Origin of the sequence: Paenibacillus sp. FSL H7-0714 (genome assembly GCF_038003765.1) — a bacterium.
Classification (GTDB): Bacteria; Bacillota; Bacilli; order Paenibacillales; family Paenibacillaceae; genus Paenibacillus_AQ.
Window position 1 is genome coordinate 483103 of the sequence record NZ_JBBOPT010000001.1, and the last position, 19541, is coordinate 502643.

The 19541-nt window shown below is 46.8% G+C and carries 17 protein-coding genes and 1 pseudogene; 15 read left to right on the plus strand and 3 right to left on the minus strand.

All coding sequences use genetic code 11. The features are described from left to right. Nucleotides 1-241 precede the first annotated feature (241 nt). The 5 genes from NST34_RS02165 to NST34_RS02185 all read left to right on the plus strand — a co-directional run bounded on the left by NST34_RS02165 (nt 242) and on the right by NST34_RS02185 (nt 4036). The gene (locus NST34_RS02165) at nt 242-1369 is read left to right on the plus strand and encodes a sulfate ABC transporter substrate-binding protein (protein ID WP_042184400.1); all 1128 of its coding nucleotides are present in this window, start codon (nt 242-244) and stop codon (nt 1367-1369) included. A 100-nt stretch (nt 1370-1469) separates the two neighbouring features. Further along, a complete protein-coding gene (gene cysT / locus NST34_RS02170; RefSeq protein WP_341127040.1) occupies nt 1470-2324 on the plus strand; it encodes a sulfate ABC transporter permease subunit CysT in 855 nt (284 codons plus the stop codon). Nucleotides 2325-2545: 221 nt separating this feature from the next. Further along, nucleotides 2546-2707, plus strand: coding sequence for a hypothetical protein (locus NST34_RS02175; RefSeq protein WP_341127041.1), 162 nt, complete (start codon nt 2546-2548; stop codon nt 2705-2707). Nucleotides 2708-2836: 129 nt separating this feature from the next. Further along, nucleotides 2837-3700, plus strand: coding sequence for a sulfate ABC transporter permease subunit CysW (gene cysW / locus NST34_RS02180; protein WP_042184404.1), 864 nt, complete (start codon nt 2837-2839; stop codon nt 3698-3700). A 111-nt stretch (nt 3701-3811) separates the two neighbouring features. Continuing rightward, complete coding sequence (locus tag NST34_RS02185; RefSeq protein ID WP_042184406.1) at nt 3812-4036, plus strand: YezD family protein; 225 nt, start codon at nt 3812-3814, stop codon at nt 4034-4036. Nucleotides 4037-4143: 107 nt separating this feature from the next. On the opposite strand, the gene NST34_RS02190 is transcribed toward NST34_RS02185, so the two are convergent. Next, nucleotides 4144-4452: a hypothetical protein gene (locus tag NST34_RS02190; RefSeq protein ID WP_076285185.1), complete on the minus strand. Its 309-nt coding sequence runs from the start codon at nt 4450-4452 to the stop codon at nt 4144-4146. A gap of 254 nt (nt 4453-4706) precedes the next feature. On the opposite strand from NST34_RS02190, the gene NST34_RS02195 reads away from it, so the two are divergent. The 9 genes from NST34_RS02195 (at nt 4707) to NST34_RS02235 (ending at nt 17137) form a co-directional block, all read left to right on the plus strand. After that, nucleotides 4707-6971, plus strand: coding sequence for a helix-turn-helix domain-containing protein (locus NST34_RS02195; RefSeq protein WP_341127042.1), 2265 nt, complete (start codon nt 4707-4709; stop codon nt 6969-6971). A gap of 281 nt (nt 6972-7252) precedes the next feature. Beyond that, nucleotides 7253-8173 carry an ABC transporter permease gene (locus tag NST34_RS02200; protein ID WP_256716358.1) on the plus strand — a complete coding sequence of 307 codons (921 nt, stop codon included), beginning with the start codon at nt 7253-7255 and terminating at the stop codon, nt 8171-8173. Nucleotides 8174-8183: 10 nt separating this feature from the next. After that, nucleotides 8184-9044 carry a carbohydrate ABC transporter permease gene (locus tag NST34_RS02205; protein WP_076285188.1) on the plus strand — a complete coding sequence of 287 codons (861 nt, stop codon included), beginning with the start codon at nt 8184-8186 and terminating at the stop codon, nt 9042-9044. A 58-nt stretch (nt 9045-9102) separates the two neighbouring features. Beyond that, nucleotides 9103-10725 (plus strand): extracellular solute-binding protein, encoded by a 1623-nt coding sequence (locus NST34_RS02210; protein WP_341127043.1) that lies wholly within the window; start codon nt 9103-9105, stop codon nt 10723-10725. Nucleotides 10726-10804: 79 nt separating this feature from the next. After that, the gene (locus NST34_RS02215; protein WP_341127044.1) at nt 10805-12760 is read left to right on the plus strand and encodes an alginate lyase family protein; all 1956 of its coding nucleotides are present in this window, start codon (nt 10805-10807) and stop codon (nt 12758-12760) included. 42 nt (nt 12761-12802) lie between these two features. Next, on the plus strand, nt 12803-13942 hold the full coding sequence (locus NST34_RS02220) for a glycoside hydrolase family 88 protein (protein ID WP_405175483.1): 1140 nt from the start codon (nt 12803-12805) through the stop codon (nt 13940-13942). A 244-nt stretch (nt 13943-14186) separates the two neighbouring features. Beyond that, nucleotides 14187-14600, plus strand: a complete 414-nt coding sequence (locus tag NST34_RS02225) for a GNAT family N-acetyltransferase (protein WP_341127045.1) — start codon at nt 14187-14189, stop codon at nt 14598-14600. Nucleotides 14601-14817: 217 nt separating this feature from the next. Then, on the plus strand, nt 14818-15450 hold the full coding sequence (locus tag NST34_RS02230) for an NAD(P)-dependent oxidoreductase (RefSeq protein WP_340973890.1): 633 nt from the start codon (nt 14818-14820) through the stop codon (nt 15448-15450). 46 nt (nt 15451-15496) lie between these two features. Further along, nucleotides 15497-17137 carry an NAD(P)H-hydrate dehydratase gene (locus NST34_RS02235; protein WP_341127046.1) on the plus strand — a complete coding sequence of 547 codons (1641 nt, stop codon included), beginning with the start codon at nt 15497-15499 and terminating at the stop codon, nt 17135-17137. Nucleotides 17138-17144: 7 nt separating this feature from the next. Here NST34_RS02235 and NST34_RS02240 read toward each other — a convergent pair whose 3' ends face one another. Then, entirely contained in the window at nt 17145-17600 is a 456-nt protein-coding gene (locus NST34_RS02240) for a hypothetical protein (RefSeq protein WP_076300113.1), read from the minus strand. Between the two features lie 32 nt (nt 17601-17632). Further along, nucleotides 17633-18532: pseudogene (locus tag NST34_RS02245) on the minus strand (SDR family oxidoreductase). Nucleotides 18533-18661: 129 nt separating this feature from the next. On the opposite strand from NST34_RS02245, the gene NST34_RS02250 reads away from it, so the two are divergent. Then, on the plus strand, nt 18662-19243 hold the full coding sequence (locus NST34_RS02250) for a DUF4269 domain-containing protein (protein WP_340973896.1): 582 nt from the start codon (nt 18662-18664) through the stop codon (nt 19241-19243). The last annotated feature ends 298 nt before the right edge of the window (nt 19244-19541 follow it).

The window sequence follows — 19541 nt, forward strand, 5'->3', positions numbered from 1 at the left end:
GGTTGGAAAAAAAAGGTTTGACACGGTTAAAGGGTTTCAGTATTATATCCATATAAACCAACTAAGTAGATAGGAATAATTGAAGAAAGTTCTTACCGTACAGACGGAGGAACGCCTGCATTAGGCTCGCAGACACGTGTCATAGGACCGGTTTGACCTGCCATACGTGGGCTTTCCTCCGTTCTTTTTGTTATCCACAGGAAAGAAATGAAGGCAAGAAAAACATGGGGGAGTGGAAAAGATGAAGAAAAAGATGAATAAAGGGCTTCTTGTAGGGTTTAGCTTGTTGCTGACGGCAGGGCTTACTGCTGCTTGCGGCAGCAATAACAACAACGGCAATAGTGCTAGTTCGGCAACAGACGCACCAGCAACAACCAATTCAGCGGAGGCTACAAATGCGGCTGAAGCAACAAAAACTCCATCTAAAGATCCAGTAGAACTACTGAACGTATCTTATGACCCTACTCGCGAATTGTACGAGAATTATAATAAAGCTTTTGCTGCCTATTGGGAGAAAGAAACAGGACAGAAGGTCACCATTAAACAATCCCACGGTGGATCGGGGAAACAAAGCCGTGCTGTACTTGATGGTCTGGAAGCGGATGTTGTGACCTTAGCACTTGGTTATGATATTGATGCCTTGCAGGAAAAGGGACTTATTAATGAAGGCTGGCAAAGTAAATTTGATCATAACAGTTCACCGTACACCTCGACGATCGTATTCTTAGTACGCAAAGGAAATCCAAAAGGAATCAAAGATTGGCCGGATTTGCTTAAGGAAGGGGTAGAAGTGATTACACCAAATCCGAAAACATCAGGTGGCGCACGTTGGAACTACTTGGCGGCGTGGGGTTACGCGCTAGACCACAACAATAACGATGAAGCTAAGGCTGAGGAATTTGTAAAAGAATTGTTCAAACATGTTCCGGTGCTAGATACGGGTGCGCGCGGTTCTACGACCACTTTTGTAGAGCGTGGAATTGGCGATGTGCTGATTGCATGGGAGAATGAAGCTTACCTTTCTGTAGAAGAGCTTGGTCCAGATAAATTCGATATCGTAAATCCATCTGAGAGCATTCTGGCTGAACCGCCGGTAGCAATAGTAGATAAGGTTGTGGATAAAAGAAATACACGTGAAGTGTCCGAGGCTTACTTGAAGTATCTCTATACGGAGGAAGGACAAAAAATCGCGGCTGAGAACTACTACCGTCCAACGCTAGAAAGCGTGAAAGAACAATATAAAGATAAGTTTCCGGAAATAAAGCTCTTCACATTGGCTGATAAATTCGGAACCTGGAAAGAAACGCAAGAGAAGCATTTTAACGATGGCGGGATCTTTGACAAGATCTATGTGCCGGGTGCTAAATAACAGATTAATAAAACGAAAATTATATTTTTCTTTAAGAGATTTGTCCCTAGTAAGGGGCTGATCGGCTAACCTGCCGAAGGCGAGAAAGGATGAATAGGGGATGAATGTCACCGCAACGACTACAGCTGTATCGGCGACAACGCGGCGAAAGATACTACCCGGTTTTGGGATAACGATGGGGTACAGCGTACTTTACCTGAGTCTCGTGGTACTCTTGCCACTTTCAGCATTGTTGTTCAATTCTACTGGGCTGAGCTGGGCGAAATTCTGGGATGTAGCTACCGATCCGCGTGTATTGGCTTCGTATCGTGTCAGCCTGTCTACGGCAGCGGCTGCTGCTTTTGTGGATGCTATTCTAGGTCTCTTGCTGGCGTGGGTACTAGTGCGTTACGAATTTACGGGCAAAAGAATATTTGATGCGCTGATCGATCTTCCGTTTGCTTTACCGACAGCTGTAGCTGGTGTCTCCTTGACGGCTCTTTATGCCACAAATGGCTGGATCGGGGCGTGGCTTGAGCCACTAGGATTAAAGGTGGCATTTACTCCGCTTGGCATTACCCTTGCCTTAATGTTCATCGGGATACCGTTCGTCGTGCGAACGGTACAGCCGGTGCTGGAGGATTTGGACCGAGATATGGAGGAAGCCTCGGCAACCCTCGGTGCAGGCCGCTGGAGAACCTTTCGTTCAGTAGTACTGCCTGAGTTGTTCCCGCCGTTGTTAACCGGCTTTGCTTTGGCATTTGCCCGTGGTATTGGTGAATTCGGCTCTGTCGTGTTCATCTCCGGTAATATGCCGATGAGAACGGAGATTGCTCCTTTGCTTATTATGTCGAAACTGGAGCAGTATGATTACGCTGGTGCTACCGCCGTTGCGTTGCTCCTGCTGCTCATTTCCTTCTTAATGCTGTTAGTCATTAATACGCTCCAGCGTTGGGTGCGTAAGACTTCTCGGTAGGTTTTAGGTTTTGACTCTCTATATTGCAAGTATTTAATTTGGAAGTTTTGTTTGCTGCGCGATTCTTAGCGAAGCTATAACCGAACAGGTAAATGACGACTTTATTTTACGAAGCATACTTGCTTCCGTAAAATGTAGAATCTTTAGGCGAATTGAGGAGTTGCAGAGTAAATTCGCTTTGTAGTTGGAGGAGCGATAGCGATCTCGAGTTTTGAAACCAGATGACTGGTAAAAAGGAGCGGAGAGGAATTTTGGAACTGGAGAAGCGCCAGCGTTCGCCTTTATCCTCGGATTTCTACCGCGAGGAGCGGTTCAAATCAGGAAATCTGAGGATAACAGCGATCGGAAGTCCAATATTCCTTGGAGTGATCCATTACCAGTAATCTTGTTTGAACGATTCCAGCCGCCCGATAACTCCCAAGTTCACTCGAAGACACTTCATATTTCCCGTTGTTCGGCATTTTTCAGAAGCTAATCATGCTTTCGTAAAACCCTTTAAAGGAGGAATAACTGTGGCAGGCACCATCCCACTCCAAGCCCCCCGGCTACAGAAGAATACGTCCTCGCCAGCGACAACGGAAACCAAGGCTGTAAAATGGGTGTTGATCGGAGCTGCTGGACTAGTCCTTTTTTGGCTGATTGCCTTGCCTTTGATTGTTGTGCTGACAGAGGCGCTGAAAAAGGGCTGGGACGTATATATAGCTGCTCTGACCGATCCAGATGCCCGTTCCGCTTTACGGCTGACGTTGCTTGTTGCAGCGATCACTGTACCACTGAATACCTTTTTTGGCGTAGCGGCTGCATGGGCAGTAACCAAGTTTCGTTTTCGCGGCAAAGGGTTTCTCATTACCTTGATTGATCTCCCCTTTGCAGTATCGCCTGTCATCGGCGGTCTGATCTTTGTGCTCGTCTTCGGCGCCAACGGTTGGTTTGGCCCTTGGCTGAGCGCCCATGATATCAAGATCGTATTTGCGCTTCCAGGCATCGTGTTGGCCACGCTGTTTGTGACCTTTCCCTTTGTGGCGCGTGAGTTGATCCCACTGATGGAGGATCAAGGGACACAGGAGGAAGAGGCAGCGATTACCCTCGGAGCACATGGGTGGCAAATCTTTTTCAGAGTCACGCTTCCTAATATTAAATGGGGTTTATTGTACGGTATTATTTTGTGTAATGCGCGGGCCATGGGCGAGTTCGGCGCAGTTTCTGTGGTGTCCGGGCATATACGTGGGGAGACGAATACACTGCCGCTGCATGTTGAGATTTTGTACAATGAATATCAATTTTCAGCCTCTTTTGCAGTAGCTTCACTGCTCCTGTTGTTGGCTTTGGTGACGATGATTATTAAAAGCTGGTTATCACGAAAAAATGCCCATTGACAGTACTTTTGGTTCCGTGCTAAGTTAATTCATAGTATACGGGTTGGTAATAACGGAATTATGGAATTTAGGCGGATATAATCCTTTGGATGGGGAAAGGGAGGCTAGAGAATGGCTAAACCGCTGAAAGTGGATGATTTATGGCTTACGCGGATTGCAGGGCTTCTGGATGATATGGAATTTGGCTCCTTGCACATCGTAGTGCATGAAGGTCAGATTGTTCAGATGGAGCGTACGGAACGCAAACGTTTTGAGAATGGCAATGGCAACGCAAACGGGCGTTACATTAATGAGAGTGGAACCCGGCGGGCCGATTCCCAATCGGCAGGACGTTGATACAATCTCGGGCAATCATAAAGGTATATATCATATTTAAGAATAAACGCTAATAACCCACTCCTGAATAGGGGCGGGTTATTTTTCTGACGATTTAGGTGCTCTTATTAATAACGATTTGCCTGACGTGAAGAGGAAATCCCTTCAACCAACAGTACGAGCGCAGTGATGCCATGCATAATCCAACCTAAGAGTGGGATAAACGCTAAAATCGAGGTGATAATGCCTAGAACATTCCCTACGATGGGTTTCCGCTCTCTTTGCAGGATTACAATGGCTACAGCGTGGAGCAAAAAGGCAACGGCAAGAGGGACCCAACCATTCGCTATAATAAAGAGACCGCCGAGGACAGGCAGAGCCAGAAAAGCCTCATACACACACGTTCCCCATTTAAACAGCTTTGCTACAGGAGACATTATGCCACCAACCTTTTTAGAATATTGTTATAAATACTATTCCACACAGTGAGTAATAGGATTCAAGAATATAATACTTACCACTTTGGTGGATGTGTATGAATTTTGGGAATGGACGGCATTTTCATATTCATATATAGTGTGAGTTAGATATTTCCAAAAGAGTGTAAAGATATACGCTCACCCAATAAGGATACAAATTTTACTATTGGGTGAATTTCAATTTATAAAGGAATCATCAAGGGGAGATCACAGTGCTTAGAAAGTCCTTTTTCACAAAACTACTTATAGCTTATCTTATTATTGTATTCGCTTACACGATGATTGCGGTCTGCCTTTCTTTTTTTAAAGACGGTCAAAGAGTGCGATCGGAATTGAGTCAAAACCAGCAGAATTTTCTCATGCAATCGCGCGACAAAATTGACACGAAACTCGGCGTTTCTTTCAATTTAATTGCGCAATTGAGACGTAATGATCATGTTGTTAAATTCGCTGAAAAAGAACGCAATTACTATGAGATTACACAAACCTCTTATGCACTGCAAAATCATATAGACGCATTCTCTGAATTCGGATATAGCATTGATTTAATGAAGACTAACGACGATCTGGTCATAACGCCGCAAATTTCGTCGGATAGAAGACGCTATATGGAAGATATGGGAATGACGAATGAGGATTTGGCACAATTAGGCACAGACAGCACGAGTCCAACCATAACGCTATCGAGCCGCCAAAAGACAACTTCGACAGATAATGAAAGCGCATCCATAATTATCGTTAATCCGGAACGGGTAGGAATAGGGAATTCATTATTTTTTGTGGTCTCCTTCTTTGAACAATTGCTGCTACCGCCCCTATCCCCTGATACGCAAGAAGCTTTTGCCATTATCGAGAATGGTAGATACGTGACGCTTAAATCAAGCTTTGACGATAAACGGGAAAAGCAATTGCTTGCCTATCCACTGGCACAACTGGATGAACAGGCAACCGTGGATTATAAGAAGCTATCCAATGATGAATTCGATTTCCATTTAATCCGCTCGAATACAATGCCGCAATGGTCGTATATGTATGTTACACAGAACTACTCTTTGGTGGACTCCTTTTCCCCCAATTTAAAAGGGGCTGTACTTTTATTAGCCATTCTTATCTTTGTGGGACTTGCGTTCGCCTATACAGTTTCCAGGCGCATGTACCGGCCTGTGGGTCATCTCGTAGGATTGTTCAAGAGCTACGGTGAGCCTGTGGGAGCAGACGAATTCGCTTTCTTGAACGAGACAGCGACGAGTATAAGTAAAGCCAATGAACAGATGAAATCCGCGCTACATGAGCACAAGCTTTCGATGAGAGACAAGTTCCTTCGGGATTTGCTCCATGGACTCGTTCCACCTGAGAAGGTGGATGACCTGCTAAATGCACATCAACTGCAAAGCCTTTCTAGCAACTTGAGCGTTTGTGTGATTTCATTCTCGAACGCTAAGGAATTGGAGGAGCAATATTCGAAAGATGCGATTCTTACGATAAAATTAAAGACTTCCTTGATTATTCATGAGCAGTTGAAAGTTCATTTTCCTTGTGAGTTGCTTGATCACGATTTCACCAAATTTGTCTTCATAATCAGTGAATCCGATACGGAATCCATTCAGAAGAAGCTCATGAAAGCGATGGCTCAAATCGAGGACGCACATGCATACGGATTGACTGCAGCAGTAGGCCAGCCCGTAGCCTCTGCTGGCGAAATTGACCGCTCCTTTATCCAGGCCCTTGATATTCTGAAGAGGAGATCGGCAGTGGACAAGACTTCCGTCATTACGTATAAACAACTCAGTCAAGTTCAGATGGTGAGCTATTATTATCCTATCGATACGGAACGAGAGCTGATCAGCTATGTGATTCGCGGCAAGCGGGAGAATGCTTTAAATACGCTAAATCGCCTGCTATCGGAAAATCTGGAGCAAAGGCAGTTAACCAGGCAGCAGCTCGACCAGTTCAGCCTGCTTGTGTTGGCTACGCTGAGTCGAATTATCCAGCAGTTGAATATGCCTTTCGAAGAGTTCGTTCAAGCTCATAAGGAATCTCTGGACATCGTACAGCACGGCGAATCAAAGGAGCTAATGGTTTCCGCCATTACTTCCTTGTTTGGCGCCATGATGGATACGATTGATCAGCAGAATGAAATGATGGATAACAGTACGGTAAAGCGGATGATTGAATATATTCATGACAACTACAATAGGGATTTATCGCTTAGCATGATAGCGGAGGAGTTTAACTTCTCTCCCGGTTATGTCAGCATCGCGTTCAAAAATCATTCCGGAGAAAACTTTAAAGATTACTTGAATTTTTATCGTGTGCAGCAAGCTAAAGAAATTATGCGCCAGCAGAAAGATATCAAAATTGGAGATTTAGCACTAATGGTTGGGTGCAACAATGCGAATACGTTTATTCGCATGTTCCGCAAGTATGAAGGATTAGCTCCTGGCCAATACGCAAAGAAGCTTAACGAGAAGGAATGAGGCTTCAAGTAATGAGAACCGTTGATTCAAAACAAAGCCGCCTAGCTTAATTGCCAGGCGGCTATTGTATGTTCGACGGGCATTTCTCTATATAACGAGAAATTGTTGATACATAAAATAATGCACATTATGAACCCAGACATAAAGAGTTGCTGCTAGATGAAATAATGGCGATAGACAGCGCTTACATTCGTTTCTATAGTTTAAATTGCAACGCTGACCTTTCAAATAGGAGCGCTCCTGAAGGGATCAGCTAAACATCGTTGCGAGAGGAGAAGAGGGTGCTGCTTAACTTTAAAGAAATAAAAACCAACCTGATCAGGGACCGTTATCTTTACCTGCTCCTGATACCGTTTCTGGCTTGGTATATCATCTTTGCGTATAAGCCGATGTACGGCCTGCAGATCGCCTTTAAGGATTTCAGTGTATATAAAGGAATTGAAGCGAGTCCCTGGGTGGGGTTTGAACACTTCGAAAGCTTTTTTAAAAGTCCATATTTCTGGCGGCTATTAAAAAATACAGTATTACTCAGTTTGTATCAATTGCTGTTCGCGTTTCCTGTGCCGATTATCCTCGCTTTGTTATTTAACGAATTGAAGAATGGAATTTTCAAGACAACGGTGCAGACCTTTACGTATTTGCCCCATTTTATTTCGGTCGTTGTCGTAGCTGGGATTGTTACCAACTTCTTGGCTCCTAGTAACGGTATTATCAATATCCTGATTGAGATGATGGGTGGCGAGAAGCAATACTTTCTGACCAATCCCGATTATTTCCGAACTATTTTTATCGGGTCCATGGATATTTGGAAGGAAGCGGGATTTGGTACCATCATCTATATAGCCGCTTTGTCCGGCGTCAATCCGGCCTTGTACGAAGCGGCGGTTATCGATGGAGCTAACAAATGGAAGCAAATGTGGCATATCACACTTCCCGCCATCATTCCAACGATCGCAATCATGCTTGTCATGAAGGTGGGTTCCATGCTGGAAGTTGGCTATGAGGCGATCATTCTTCTGTATCAACCAGCCACCTATGAGGCGGCCGACGTTATTAACACCTACGTATATCGGGCTGGTCTGCAGGATGCACGTTACGATCTGGCTACAGCGGTGGGACTGTTTAATGCCGTCGTTGGATTTATTCTCGTCGTATTTGCCAATAAGATGAGCAAGAAGTTAACGGATACTGGATTATGGTAGGTGATGGAAGATGAAAAAAACCAGAGGCGAAAAGCTGTTTTATATCTTTAACTGCGTATTTCTTGGGATTATTGCTTTGCTTGCGTTGTACCCTTTTGTGTATGTCTTATCCGCATCCATCAGCTCCTCCGACGCGGTCGTTACCGGCAAAGTGATCTTGTTGCCGAAAGATATTAACTTTGACTCCTATGCAAAGGTATTATCGGAAAAGGGAATTTGGATTGCCTACTTAAACACGTTCTATTACACCATATTCGGCGTAATGGCCAACTTGATTCTCACCATTTGCGGTGCGTATGCCTTGTCTAAGAAACGGATTATGGGGCGCACGGCCATCAGCTTCTTTATCGCGCTGACGATGTGGTTCCAACCGGGCATGATTCCGATGTATCTTAATTTCCGAGATTTGAACATGCTCGATAGCAGGTTCACAATTGTTATCGGATTCGCGATTACGACCTTCTATGTGTTCCTCATGAGAACGTTCTTCCAGGGCATTCCGGAGGAACTCGAGGAAGCGGCGAAGGTTGACGGAGCAAATGATCTGACGATCTTATGGAAGGTGTATCTGCCGCTGTCCAAAGCCGCTCTTGTGACGATCGGATTGTTCTATGCGGTGCACCGCTGGAATGGATATTTCTGGACGATGATCCTACTGAGCGACGAGAGCAAGGTGCCGCTACAAGTCCTGCTAAAGAAGCTGATTGTTGAGATGAACGTGAATGACGAGATGGGCAATATGGCGGTATATTCAAAGGAAACGATCATCTATGCGACTATCATCATTTCCATTATTCCGATTGTTGCAGCTTATCCCTTCATTCAGAAATATTTCGTCAAAGGAACCATGATCGGCTCCGTCAAAGGCTAGTGGCTGTTTCCAACTTTTTATTATGAAAGCAAGAAACCAATATTGGGAGGTCATGAATGTGGGTAACAAAAAATGGATGAAATCATCTGCAATAATCATGATGACAGTCGGTATGCTGCTGGCAGGCTGTAGTAATAATAACGCTCCGCAAAATAGCGGAAGTGCGGCGAATGATTCAAAAGAGTCAGACACAACCCAGTTGTCTGGGCACCTGATCGTCAAAGACCCGCTTGAACTGACGATCCACATGCACTACACAGATACGTTTATATACGATGATAACTGGCCTATCTTTAAAGAAGCGGAAGCTATGACCAATATTAAGCTGAAGGGAACCGCATCTAAGGCCTCAACGAATAGTAAAGAACTGTTCAATACAATGATGGCTTCAGGGAAAATTCCGGATCTGGTTCATCATCAAATTAAAGAGCAGTACGACAGCCTTGGGATTGAAGGAGCCTTTCTCGAGCTAGATGGATTGATCGAAGAACATGCACCGAACATTAAAAAGTTCTTGTCCGAACATCCAGATGCAGCCAAATTTATGAAGGCTTATAACGGCAAGACGTATTTTCTAAACTTTACTCCAGATGGACCGGCTGCCAAGGGCTGGTTTGTACGCCAGGATTGGCTGGATAAGTTGGGACTTGAGCAGCCGAAAACGGTAGATGAGCTGCATGCACTATTAAAAGAATTCAAAGAAAAAGATCCGAACGGTAACGGAGTAAACGATGAAATTCCATACTTTAGCCGAACCAAGCTGGATGGGATTTACGATTTGTTGATCCAGTGGGGCGTGCGGGGCGGGGCCGATGCGGCAAAACGCGGATTTTACGCGGACAACGGTGTCGTCAAGTACGGCATGTATGAGCCGGGCTATAAGACAGCAATCGAGAATATTGCGAAGTGGTACAAGGAAGGCCTAATCGATAAAGAAATCTTCACCCGCGGAGCGAAAGCGCGTGACATTTTGCTCGGAGACAATATAGGTGGCATAACGCACGACTGGTTCGCCAGCACGGCTAACTTCAATGACATTCTTGCGACTAAGATTTCTGGCTTCTCCTTTGGTCCGATGACGCCTCCAGCGAATACCGAGGGCAAAGTCGTCGAAGAGAGCTCCCGTAAGCAGACGCATGCGAGCGGGTGGGGAATCTCGGCGGCAACTAAGCATCCCGTCGAAGCGATCAAATATATGGATTTCTGGTTCTCAGAGGAGGGCCGGAGATTGATGAACTTTGGTATCGAAGGAAAACACTACGATCTCGTGGACGGCAAGCCGAAGTTTAAAGAATCCATATTGGAAAATAAAGAAAAGACAGTGATTCAACAGCTTCAGGAAGAGGGAGGACAAATTGAGCTCGCCTTCCATCAAGACTATGCTTACGAAGAACAATGGACAAACGCGACTGCATTGAAAGGCATCAAGGAATACATTGATAATGGCTATATTATGGAGGCTTATCCGCCGATTTCGTATACGGATGAGGAACGGAGCGAATTTGAAGAGTTAAATGCTGGCGTACTGACTTATGTTGAGGAAAAGCTGCAGAGATGGGTGCTAGGTGTGGAACCGGTCAACGATGAGACATTCAGTAAGTATATCAAGGAATTGGAAGACTTAGGCATCAAGGATTTGCTTGCGTTAGAGCAAGTTGCATACGACCGTTACATGAAATAGTTGGAATCGCTCCTTCCGGAGTCTAGATGATTTCGGAGGGAGCATTCATAATCGAAAATAACATAACGGAGATGGATAAATGAATCTGCAATCATTGCTGAAAGAGCAGATGACTACGACGGAGCTATTAGCTAACTTGCGTTCGCGGCTGGAGCCGATGGATGAGAAGGCCGCCTATATCGCAGCACATATGCCTGATCACGTGCGTGAGACGATCGCGAATGCTGAATTCGCCTATCAAGGAATGATCATGCTTCCTGGCACAGGGGGAGTCAGGGAGTTTGTCGGGAATCCGCCTAGCTGGCTAGAGCGCAGACATAATGACAATGAATATTTATGGCAGCTGAACCGCATGACTCATTGGCAGGATTTACTGGAAGCCTACTCGCTCACCAAGGACGCGAAATATGGACTAAAGGTCATCGACGAAATGCTGGACTGGATCGAAACGGTCACTATTCCTGAGGACTTACTGGATAAGCCGATTGGCTATTTTACGGAATGCCATCCGCTGAGGGTTTTGGAGATTGGTATCCGGGGCTACAAAATTTGGCCGCTTGTCTTGGAGCATCTAGGCCGCTCGGAGCTGTTTACGGAGGTAGTATTAGAGCAGTATTTAACGGTCATTTACAAGCAAGTAAAAGCTTTGCGTAACGTGTCGCCTCAGCTGTGGCCTAAAGCAGATCATAACCATTATTTAATGGAATGTTTGGGCCTTCTGACGACTGCCCTTTACTTTCCCGAGCTGAAAGAAGCTGAGGAATGGAAGGCTTTTGCGATCGAGGGCATCGAAAAGTGCAGCATGGCGCAACTGACAGAGGACGGCGGTCAAATCGAGGGCTGCCCATCGTATCATAATGGCTGTATGTTCTGGTTTGGGCTGGCTGTGGTTCTGGCTAAGCGTTTCCAGTTTCAGTTCTCCCCAGCGTACATGGAACGGTTTAGAAAAAATCTGGATTACTCCATTTACTCGTTAAGACCAACCGGGAAATGTGTACCTGTAGGTGATTCCTATGCGAACCCGCTTGCTGTAATGTCCGGTGTTTATGGGTATTTTGCGTTGGATGATGTTTCCTGGCTGGGGCTAGCAACGAACTTGATCGATGTGACTGAGGTGGTACGGGAAGCAAGCAAGCATGTATGGAGAGCACTCGATGTTCGCCAATTCGTGGAAGAGCTGCATTCTCTGCAGGGCAGACAATTTGTATTAGATAAGCAGACGACATTCTGGAATCGTACGCTAGATCAAGCGATTATCCGCAGCGGCTGGGATTCGAAGGCTCTTAGCTTTTTATTTACATGTAAAAGCCCAATACAGAATGCCCATGCCCATATCGATTTGATGAGCTTTGATTTTACGGCGCTTGGAAAAGACATGATTTGCGATCCCGGATTTTTTTGTTATCGGGATGATGAAGACCGCAAACAGTTTAAGAGCTCAAATTATCACTCCACACTGCTGATCGATGAGCGAGATCATTTCGAGTATATTTCTCCGTTTAAATTCGGGCCGCAAAAGCCCGGTGGAATCTACAATGTAGAAGATAGAGGCTTCTACCGGCTCGCCAGTGCTTGTCATACCAACTACGATCCGGTTGTTCATTACCGGCATATTTCGCTAGTGGATAATCGATTCGTGCTTATTGCCGATCGGGTAGAAGGGCTGAATGACCATAGCGTTCAGCGCTATTTCCATCTAGATTTTGTCGAGGTGGAGGAGAACAAGAACGGTGTGGTCGCGACAAGTGATATTGCGAATCTGGCGATAGCGACAAGCCATACGGGAGAATTGAATCTCTTGGAGGGAAGATTATCCGATGAGACCGATCTCTCAAGGCCTTCGACAAGGGTCCGCTTTCAGGATAGATACAGCGGTACTATGACTTTCTTGACCGTGCTTATTCCTTTTCAAGGGGGGCAACAGCCTGACGTTCAGATTATTGAAGAAGAGGAAGGTGTATTTAGCTTCGAGCTTGGAGATCAGTACTTGGTTTCGATAAACGAAAGAGATATGCACATAAGCAAACGGGCTTGAAAAGGGGGGACCCTTAGAAAGTTAAAAATAGGAGTGAGCAGATTGTTGAACCTTCAGGCTGATGATCAAATTTGGGTAGATAATGTCATTTCTAAACTAACGGACAAAATGGACGCCGTATGTGAACGATCAAGAAACAAAATTCCATACACGACAAGAAATGGCACGCACGACAATCAGATCGAAAAAGATATCAACTGGTGGACGAATGGATTTTGGGGAGGTATGATGTGGCTCATGCACCATGAAACCGGTGCTCAGAAGTACAAGGAAATCGCCAATTTCACGGAGGATGCATTGGATGCCTGCTTCCATCAATTCTACGGTCTGCATCATGATGTCGGATTTATGTGGTTGCCTACGAGCTTGGCCAATTATAAAGTTACCGGAAATCCGGAATCTCGTAAGAGGGCAATGCATGCCGCCAACTTACTTGCTGGACGATTTAATCTGGCAGGCGGATTTATCCGCGCTTGGAACGATGATACGGCCAGCGAAGATACAAGAGGGTGGGCGATCGTGGACTGCATGATGAATCTCCCGCTTCTCTATTGGGCGAGCGAAGAGACTAAAGATCCGCGATATGCGCAAATCGCAATGAGGCATGCGGACACTGCTCTAGAAGCTTTTATCAGGCCGGACGGTTCCGTGAATCATATCGTGGAGTTCGATCCGTTCCATGGAGGCGTGGTCCGAACTTACGGCGGCCAAGGCTACGAGGATGGCTCGTCCTGGACACGTGGGCAGACCTGGGCTTTATACGGCTTTATGATCAGTTATACGCATACGGGAAAGCCGGAGTATTTGCAGGCGGCCAAACGGGTGGCGCATTATTTTATGGCTAATATTCCGGATAACGGGGTTATTCCAATCGATTTCCGGCAACCGAAGGAGCCCGCTTACGAAGACTCCACGGCAGCGGTGATCGCAGCTTGCGGACTGATCGAGATCGCCCAAGTTGTTGGCGAGCTCGAAAAGGAGGTCTATCTGAACGCTGCGCTGAAGCTCCTGAAAACAGTGGACGCTACTCGCTGCGACTGGACGAAAGATTTTGATCATCTTTTAATGGGCGGTTCAGCAGCGTATCATCATAAAGACATTCATGTTTCAATCATTTATGGCGATTATTACTTTATGGAAGCTATTTTTAAGTTAAAGGGGAACGACTTGTTCTTGTGGTAGTAAACGATATACCAGATCAGTTAACCAGATTATTGGGAGTAATCGCCTATTTAATAAGAAGATAATACTTCATAATAATGAAAATCGTTGATAAAAAAAGCCGCCTAGCCTATGTGCCAGGCGGCTTTTGTATATTCGACGGAGGCGAGTCTTGCCTGTGCACCATTGAGTCGTATATAGTTGGAACAGCAATGCTGAACGGCGCTAATTCTATTTTATTGTAAGATGCTAGGAGGGGAACGGTATGGGGACAACAGGAAAGCTGGATATACGTCATGAATGTCCTTCAGTGGAACAGTATTTAGCGCTGAGAAAAGAGGCTGGATTGAGTGCAATGAGCGCGGAAGGTGCTGCAATAGGGTTACCTCGTTCTATTTTTGCGGTAACTTTGTATGAGGAGGATTCCTTGGTCGGGATGGGCAGGGTGATTGGCGATGGGGGATGCTTTTTTCAGGTTGCGGATATCGCGGTTAAGCCTTCACATCAAGGACGGGGTTTAGGGAAATTGATTATGCGAGAAATCAGAGAGTTCCTTCATACTGTACCGGAGAAGGCTTATGTAAGTTTGATTGCAGATGGGGAAGCCTCTAAATTATATGCACAATATGGCTTTGAATCGGTCATGCCACGTTCTCAGGGAATGTTTTTGCGCCCTTAATGTGAGGACATGCTACTTAGTAGAGAGTGCCCCTTGTATTGGTGAAGGGGTTTTTCGTTTGGAAGTTAACGGATGCGTTTTGATTTCAAATGGACCTCAGGGGATAAATAATGATTAAAGGTTGTAAGGGAAAGGCTATTGAGACGAGTATTGAAAAATATAAATAAGCAGGAAGGCCGCACGCTGGCCTTACCCGGAAAAAGTGAGGAAAAAACAGATGGATGTTGTAGTATTGGGTGCATCAGGAACGATTGGAAAGGCGATTGTACAGGAGGCTTTAAAAAGAAAACATGAGGTAACAGCTGCGGTACGGAATCCAGAATCAGTAACTCTTGAACATGAACGTTTGCATATCACGACTGTAGATGTTCTAGATCCTGCTTCAGTTGCAGCTGCGGTCCGTGGACATGAAGAGGTAATCAGTGCATACGGTCCAGCACTCGGCCAAGAGAAGGATTTGCTAACAGCAGCTAAGGCAATTGTAGAGGGAATGCAAGAAGCTGGGCTAAATCGACTGTTAGTTGTGGGTGGTGCAGGGAGTTTGAAGACTGAATCAGGAGAGCTGTTGATGGATACGGCAGATTTCCCTGCTCAGATTAGACCACTGGCAGAGGCACATGCGGAAGCTTATGAAATTTACAAAAACACAGAACTGGACTATACGTATGCCAGTCCTGCTGCGGTAGTTCATTCAGGTCGACGTACAGGCCAATTCCGCATTGGACTCGACCGTCTCGTTTTTGATGAGAATGGCGAAAGTATAATCAGTGTAGAGGATTTTGCTGTAGCTATGGTGGACGAGCTGGAGGAAGGGAATTTTAGCCGGACGAGATTTACTGTAGCTTATTGATATCAAGCTAGTTGTGGATTGAAGTGTAGCGGAAAGGGGCCGAACCATGTATCTGGTAACTGCTGAGCAAATGCGGCGGCTGGACGGAGAAACAATCCAGCGGCTGGGGATTCCAGCTATTGCGCTGATGGAGAATGCGGGAAGAGTGATCGCAGAGGAGATCGTTGCGCTGTGCCGGCGGAGAGGTGGAGAGGGCTGCAGAAATGCAGCTGGATGGGAAGACGTCGGGAAGGATGCCGCGCTGGCTGGCGTGGCATTTCAGGTCAGCGCAGATCATGCGCTGACCTTGGACAATGCCGCCACCGAGCGATGGTTCATCCTCGTCGGCAAAGGCAACAACGGCGGCGATGGCCTCGCCGCCGCACGGTATCTTCGCGAGATCGGCATCGCCGTCACGCTCGTTTATGCGGTGCCGCCGGAGTCGCTCTCCGGCGAGGACGCCCTGCAGCGCGATGCGGCTGCAGCTATGGGCCTTCCTGCCGTGGTATACGGCAGGGATCGGCTGGACCTTGCCGAGTGCAGCGGCATCTTGGATGCGCTGCTCGGCACCGGCGCCGCGGGAGCCCCTCGCGGTGCCTATGCGGAGCTGATTGCCGCAGCGAATAGCAGCGGCAAAGTGATCGTGTCCGCGGACATCCCGAGTGGTCTGAACGCGGACACCGGTGAGACGCATGAGCCTTGCATTCATGCGTCAGTGACGGTTTGCCTCGCGTTTCTCAAGCGAGGCCTCCTGCAATACCCCGGTGCAGGCGCCGCGGGGCATGTGAAGGTCCGGGCCATCGGCATTCCGTCTTCTTTGGCCCCTGAAAGCGGTGTGCAGGTTCACCTGCTGACACCGGAAGTGCTGCATGCCCATCTGGGCGTAGATATGGCCCGCCGGCGTTCGCCTGAAGGCCATAAGGGTACTTATGGGCATGTCCTTCTTGCTGCCGGCACCTTAAGAATGAGCGGCGCCGGACTGCTCTCTGCCCGTGCTGCGCTCCGGGCAGGCTGCGGATTAGTGACATGGGCGCTTCCTCAGAAGCTGCTGCCCTGTATCATCGGTTCTGCCCCTGAACTCATGTTAGCCGATGTTGGGGGCAATGAAGATGGAACCTGGCAAGCAGGGAGCGTTTCAGAGCTACTGAAGCTAAGTAAAGAACGAGATGTTCTTGCCATTGGTCCCGGTCTTGGTCGATTCGAGGCTGATACAGAATGGCTTCGCAATCTCTGGGAAGGGACGGATTGTCCGCTGGTGATCGATGCGGATGCTTTAAATATATTAGCTGACGCTGATTACAAGAGCTGGGCAAGTAGACGCCATCCGGTGATTCTGACGCCTCATCCAGGTGAGATGGCCCGTCTTGCTAGTATAACAACAGCTGAGGTACAACGGGACCGCATCAGTCTGGCTATGGGATATGCGAAAGAGCATGAGGTTACGCTTGTATTAAAAGGAGCACATACGGTTATAGCAACGCCTGAAGGGCAAGCTTATGTAAACACCACAGGCCATCCCGGCATGGGTACTGGTGGAGCCGGTGATGTGCTAACGGGCATCATTTCCAGCCTGCTGGCTCAGGGACTGAATGAGGCGCAGGCAGCAGCTTTTGGTGTATATCTACACGGATTAGCAGGGGAGAGAGCCGCCCGTCAGCGGAATAATCCAGCGGCTATTATTGCCGGTGATATCATAGAAGCACTCTGAGTGCAGCTTATAACAGCAGCAAGCAGAGCAGCGGTAGAAATAGTGCAAACACAGGCAGTAACAGAGGGGAACGCTCTACACCCAGTTGCGTCACTCGTAGCAGCAGCAGTCCCAAAATTCCAGCCAGGCCCCACAGCAGTAGCTCTGCACCTTGTTCTGCTGCCAGCCATAGACCTGCACCGAAACCTGCGGCTACGTATACAACAAGGGAAACGATGTGGGATGTGGTACGCAGGAGGCGCAGCAGAACATCGGCTACTAGTGCGGCTGGCAGTCCATAAGCGTAAATCGCATAGGGGATCGAAAGTGGCCAACCCTCTGGTATGCCGTTATGTTGTGGAAACCCAAGCATAAGTAAGGAGATAAGGACGTACGTTAGCCCTGCGCAGGCTAATTTTGTTAAGGCATACATGCCGCTTGTTAAACGGACAGAAGGAATATCATAATCGGGCATCTTATTCATAGGTATACATTCCTCTCGTGGTGAGTTGTGTATCAGCTGGTGACCATATCTCCACCGTTGACATGTATACATGTCCCGGTAACATATGAAGAATCAGGGCCCGCTAAAAAGAGACATGCTCCTGCTAGCTCATAAGGCTGTGCAGCACGTTTAAAGGGTGTATCTGTACCAAAGATACTAACTTCCTCTGCAGAGTAGCTTGAGGGAATCAGTGGGGTCCATACCGGACCGGGAGCTACACTGTTGACTCGGACGCCAGCGTCGACGAGAGATAAGGCTAAAGAGCGGGTAAAAGAGACTACCGCCCCTTTGGTGGAGGAATAATCTATGAGCTCTTTATTTCCTTGATAGGCAGTAATGGAAGCGGTATTAATGATGGATGCACCTTTTTTAAGATGTGGAAGTGCGGCCTGAGTGAGGTAAAAGAATGGAAAGATATTCGTCTGGAACGTCTGGTACAATTGCTCTTCTGTTATATCCAAAATACTTTTTTGTGGATATTGGACCCCGTGATTATTGACCAGAATGTCCAGCTTGCCTAAGGTGCGGATCGTATGCTCCACAGCCCTGAAGCAATTCTCCTTATGGCGTAAATCAACTTCAATCCTTAGACAGCGTTACCCTAATTCTTCGATCCGCTTTTGAGTGACTTCCGCATCTGAGGCTTCGTATAAATAAGCTATAGCAATGTCTGCACCTTCTTTTGCAAAAGCAATGGCTGCGGCTTTACCAATCCCGCTGTCGCCTCCGGTAATGAGTGCAACCTTTCCCTTCAGTTTTCCACTGCCGATAATTTGCGGGTTTTCACTGATGGGACGAGGATTCATCAGACTCTCCAGGCCCGGCTGACGATCTTGATGCTGTGGAGGAAAAGCAATAGGCTGCTCTTTACATACTGTCCGCTCCCCATAATAGGTGTAGATGGGATTCATTTTTTTGAAATAACCTCCTTGCGTTCTACCTTCCGTATATTTCTATGCATGCGCCCAGAAAAGCGTGCGCTGTCATCAATACATACATATGCGTTTATAAACCCGAGTCGGAGGAGGCGCTTGTCCAAAATGAATGATTGGCGAAATATCGATGATTTGATTCATGGAACCGCGGTTCAGAAAGAGGTCTATAACCTTCTTTTAGAGCTCGATATTATGAATTTGCTAAAGGACTATAACCCTTTGTTGGTTGGGACAATACCGCTTGGAATTCAAGTGGAGGGCAGCGATTTGGATATCATATGTGAGGTTCATGATCCTGCGGATTTTAAGGCGCTAGTTGTTCGATATTTTGGAGCCATGGAGGGGTTTGTTAGCGAATCACGAGTGGTTCAAGGGATTCCTCGAACGAAAATTAACTTTATGGTAAAGGGCTGGCCTATCGAACTGTTTGGACAGCCGAGGCGAACGGAGCTCCAGAATGGTTATTTGCATATGATCGTTGAAGCTGAAATTTTAGCTCAGATGGATGATGATTTTCGCGAACGGATCATTCTTTTAAAATCAAGCGGATGGAAGACAGAGCCTGCCTTTGCGAAAGCTATGGGATTAGAGGGCGATCCTTACGAAGCGCTGCTGGAGCTGGAAAAGCTTCCTCGGAGCGCTCTTCATGCTTTATGCCATTCTGTTCAAGCGAGGGAACAAGTATGATCTTGTCTTGAGAATCTCCGCGCAGCCGGTATTACCAAGTGCCACCTGATAGTTATTGAAACCAATGAACATGGAAGAGGTTCTGGGAAGGGATGGGCTGGCAGTATAGAGGTGGAATTATGCTGTGCTCCCAGGATATCTTGTGATACTCAGGACATGAAATAGAAATACTAGCCTTTGAATACGCAAAGTCAGGCATTTGGATATCACAGCAAATGTCACGGTGAACTCCGACTGCTAGTGCAGTATACTATATAGGAGTACGATAATTGCCTATTCTTGCAGGCAGGAGGTCTTT

Coding starts and splice junctions, on each gene's coding strand:
- NST34_RS02165 (WP_042184400.1), top strand. CDS start 242: ATGAAGAAAAAGATGAATAAAGGGCTTCTTGTAGGGTTTAGCTTGTTG.
- cysT (WP_341127040.1), top strand. CDS start 1,470: ATGAATGTCACCGCAACGACTACAGCTGTATCGGCGACAACGCGGCGA.
- NST34_RS02175 (WP_341127041.1), top strand. CDS start 2,546: ATGACTGGTAAAAAGGAGCGGAGAGGAATTTTGGAACTGGAGAAGCGC.
- NST34_RS02185 (WP_042184406.1), top strand. CDS start 3,812: ATGGCTAAACCGCTGAAAGTGGATGATTTATGGCTTACGCGGATTGCA.
- NST34_RS02190 (WP_076285185.1), bottom strand. CDS start 4,452: ATGTCTCCTGTAGCAAAGCTGTTTAAATGGGGAACGTGTGTGTATGAG.
- NST34_RS02205 (WP_076285188.1), top strand. CDS start 8,184: ATGAAAAAAACCAGAGGCGAAAAGCTGTTTTATATCTTTAACTGCGTA.
- NST34_RS02215 (WP_341127044.1), top strand. CDS start 10,805: ATGAATCTGCAATCATTGCTGAAAGAGCAGATGACTACGACGGAGCTA.
- NST34_RS02225 (WP_341127045.1), top strand. CDS start 14,187: ATGGGGACAACAGGAAAGCTGGATATACGTCATGAATGTCCTTCAGTG.
- NST34_RS02230 (WP_340973890.1), top strand. CDS start 14,818: ATGGATGTTGTAGTATTGGGTGCATCAGGAACGATTGGAAAGGCGATT.
- NST34_RS02235 (WP_341127046.1), top strand. CDS start 15,497: ATGTATCTGGTAACTGCTGAGCAAATGCGGCGGCTGGACGGAGAAACA.
- NST34_RS02240 (WP_076300113.1), bottom strand. CDS start 17,600: ATGAATAAGATGCCCGATTATGATATTCCTTCTGTCCGTTTAACAAGC.
- NST34_RS02250 (WP_340973896.1), top strand. CDS start 18,662: ATGAATGATTGGCGAAATATCGATGATTTGATTCATGGAACCGCGGTT.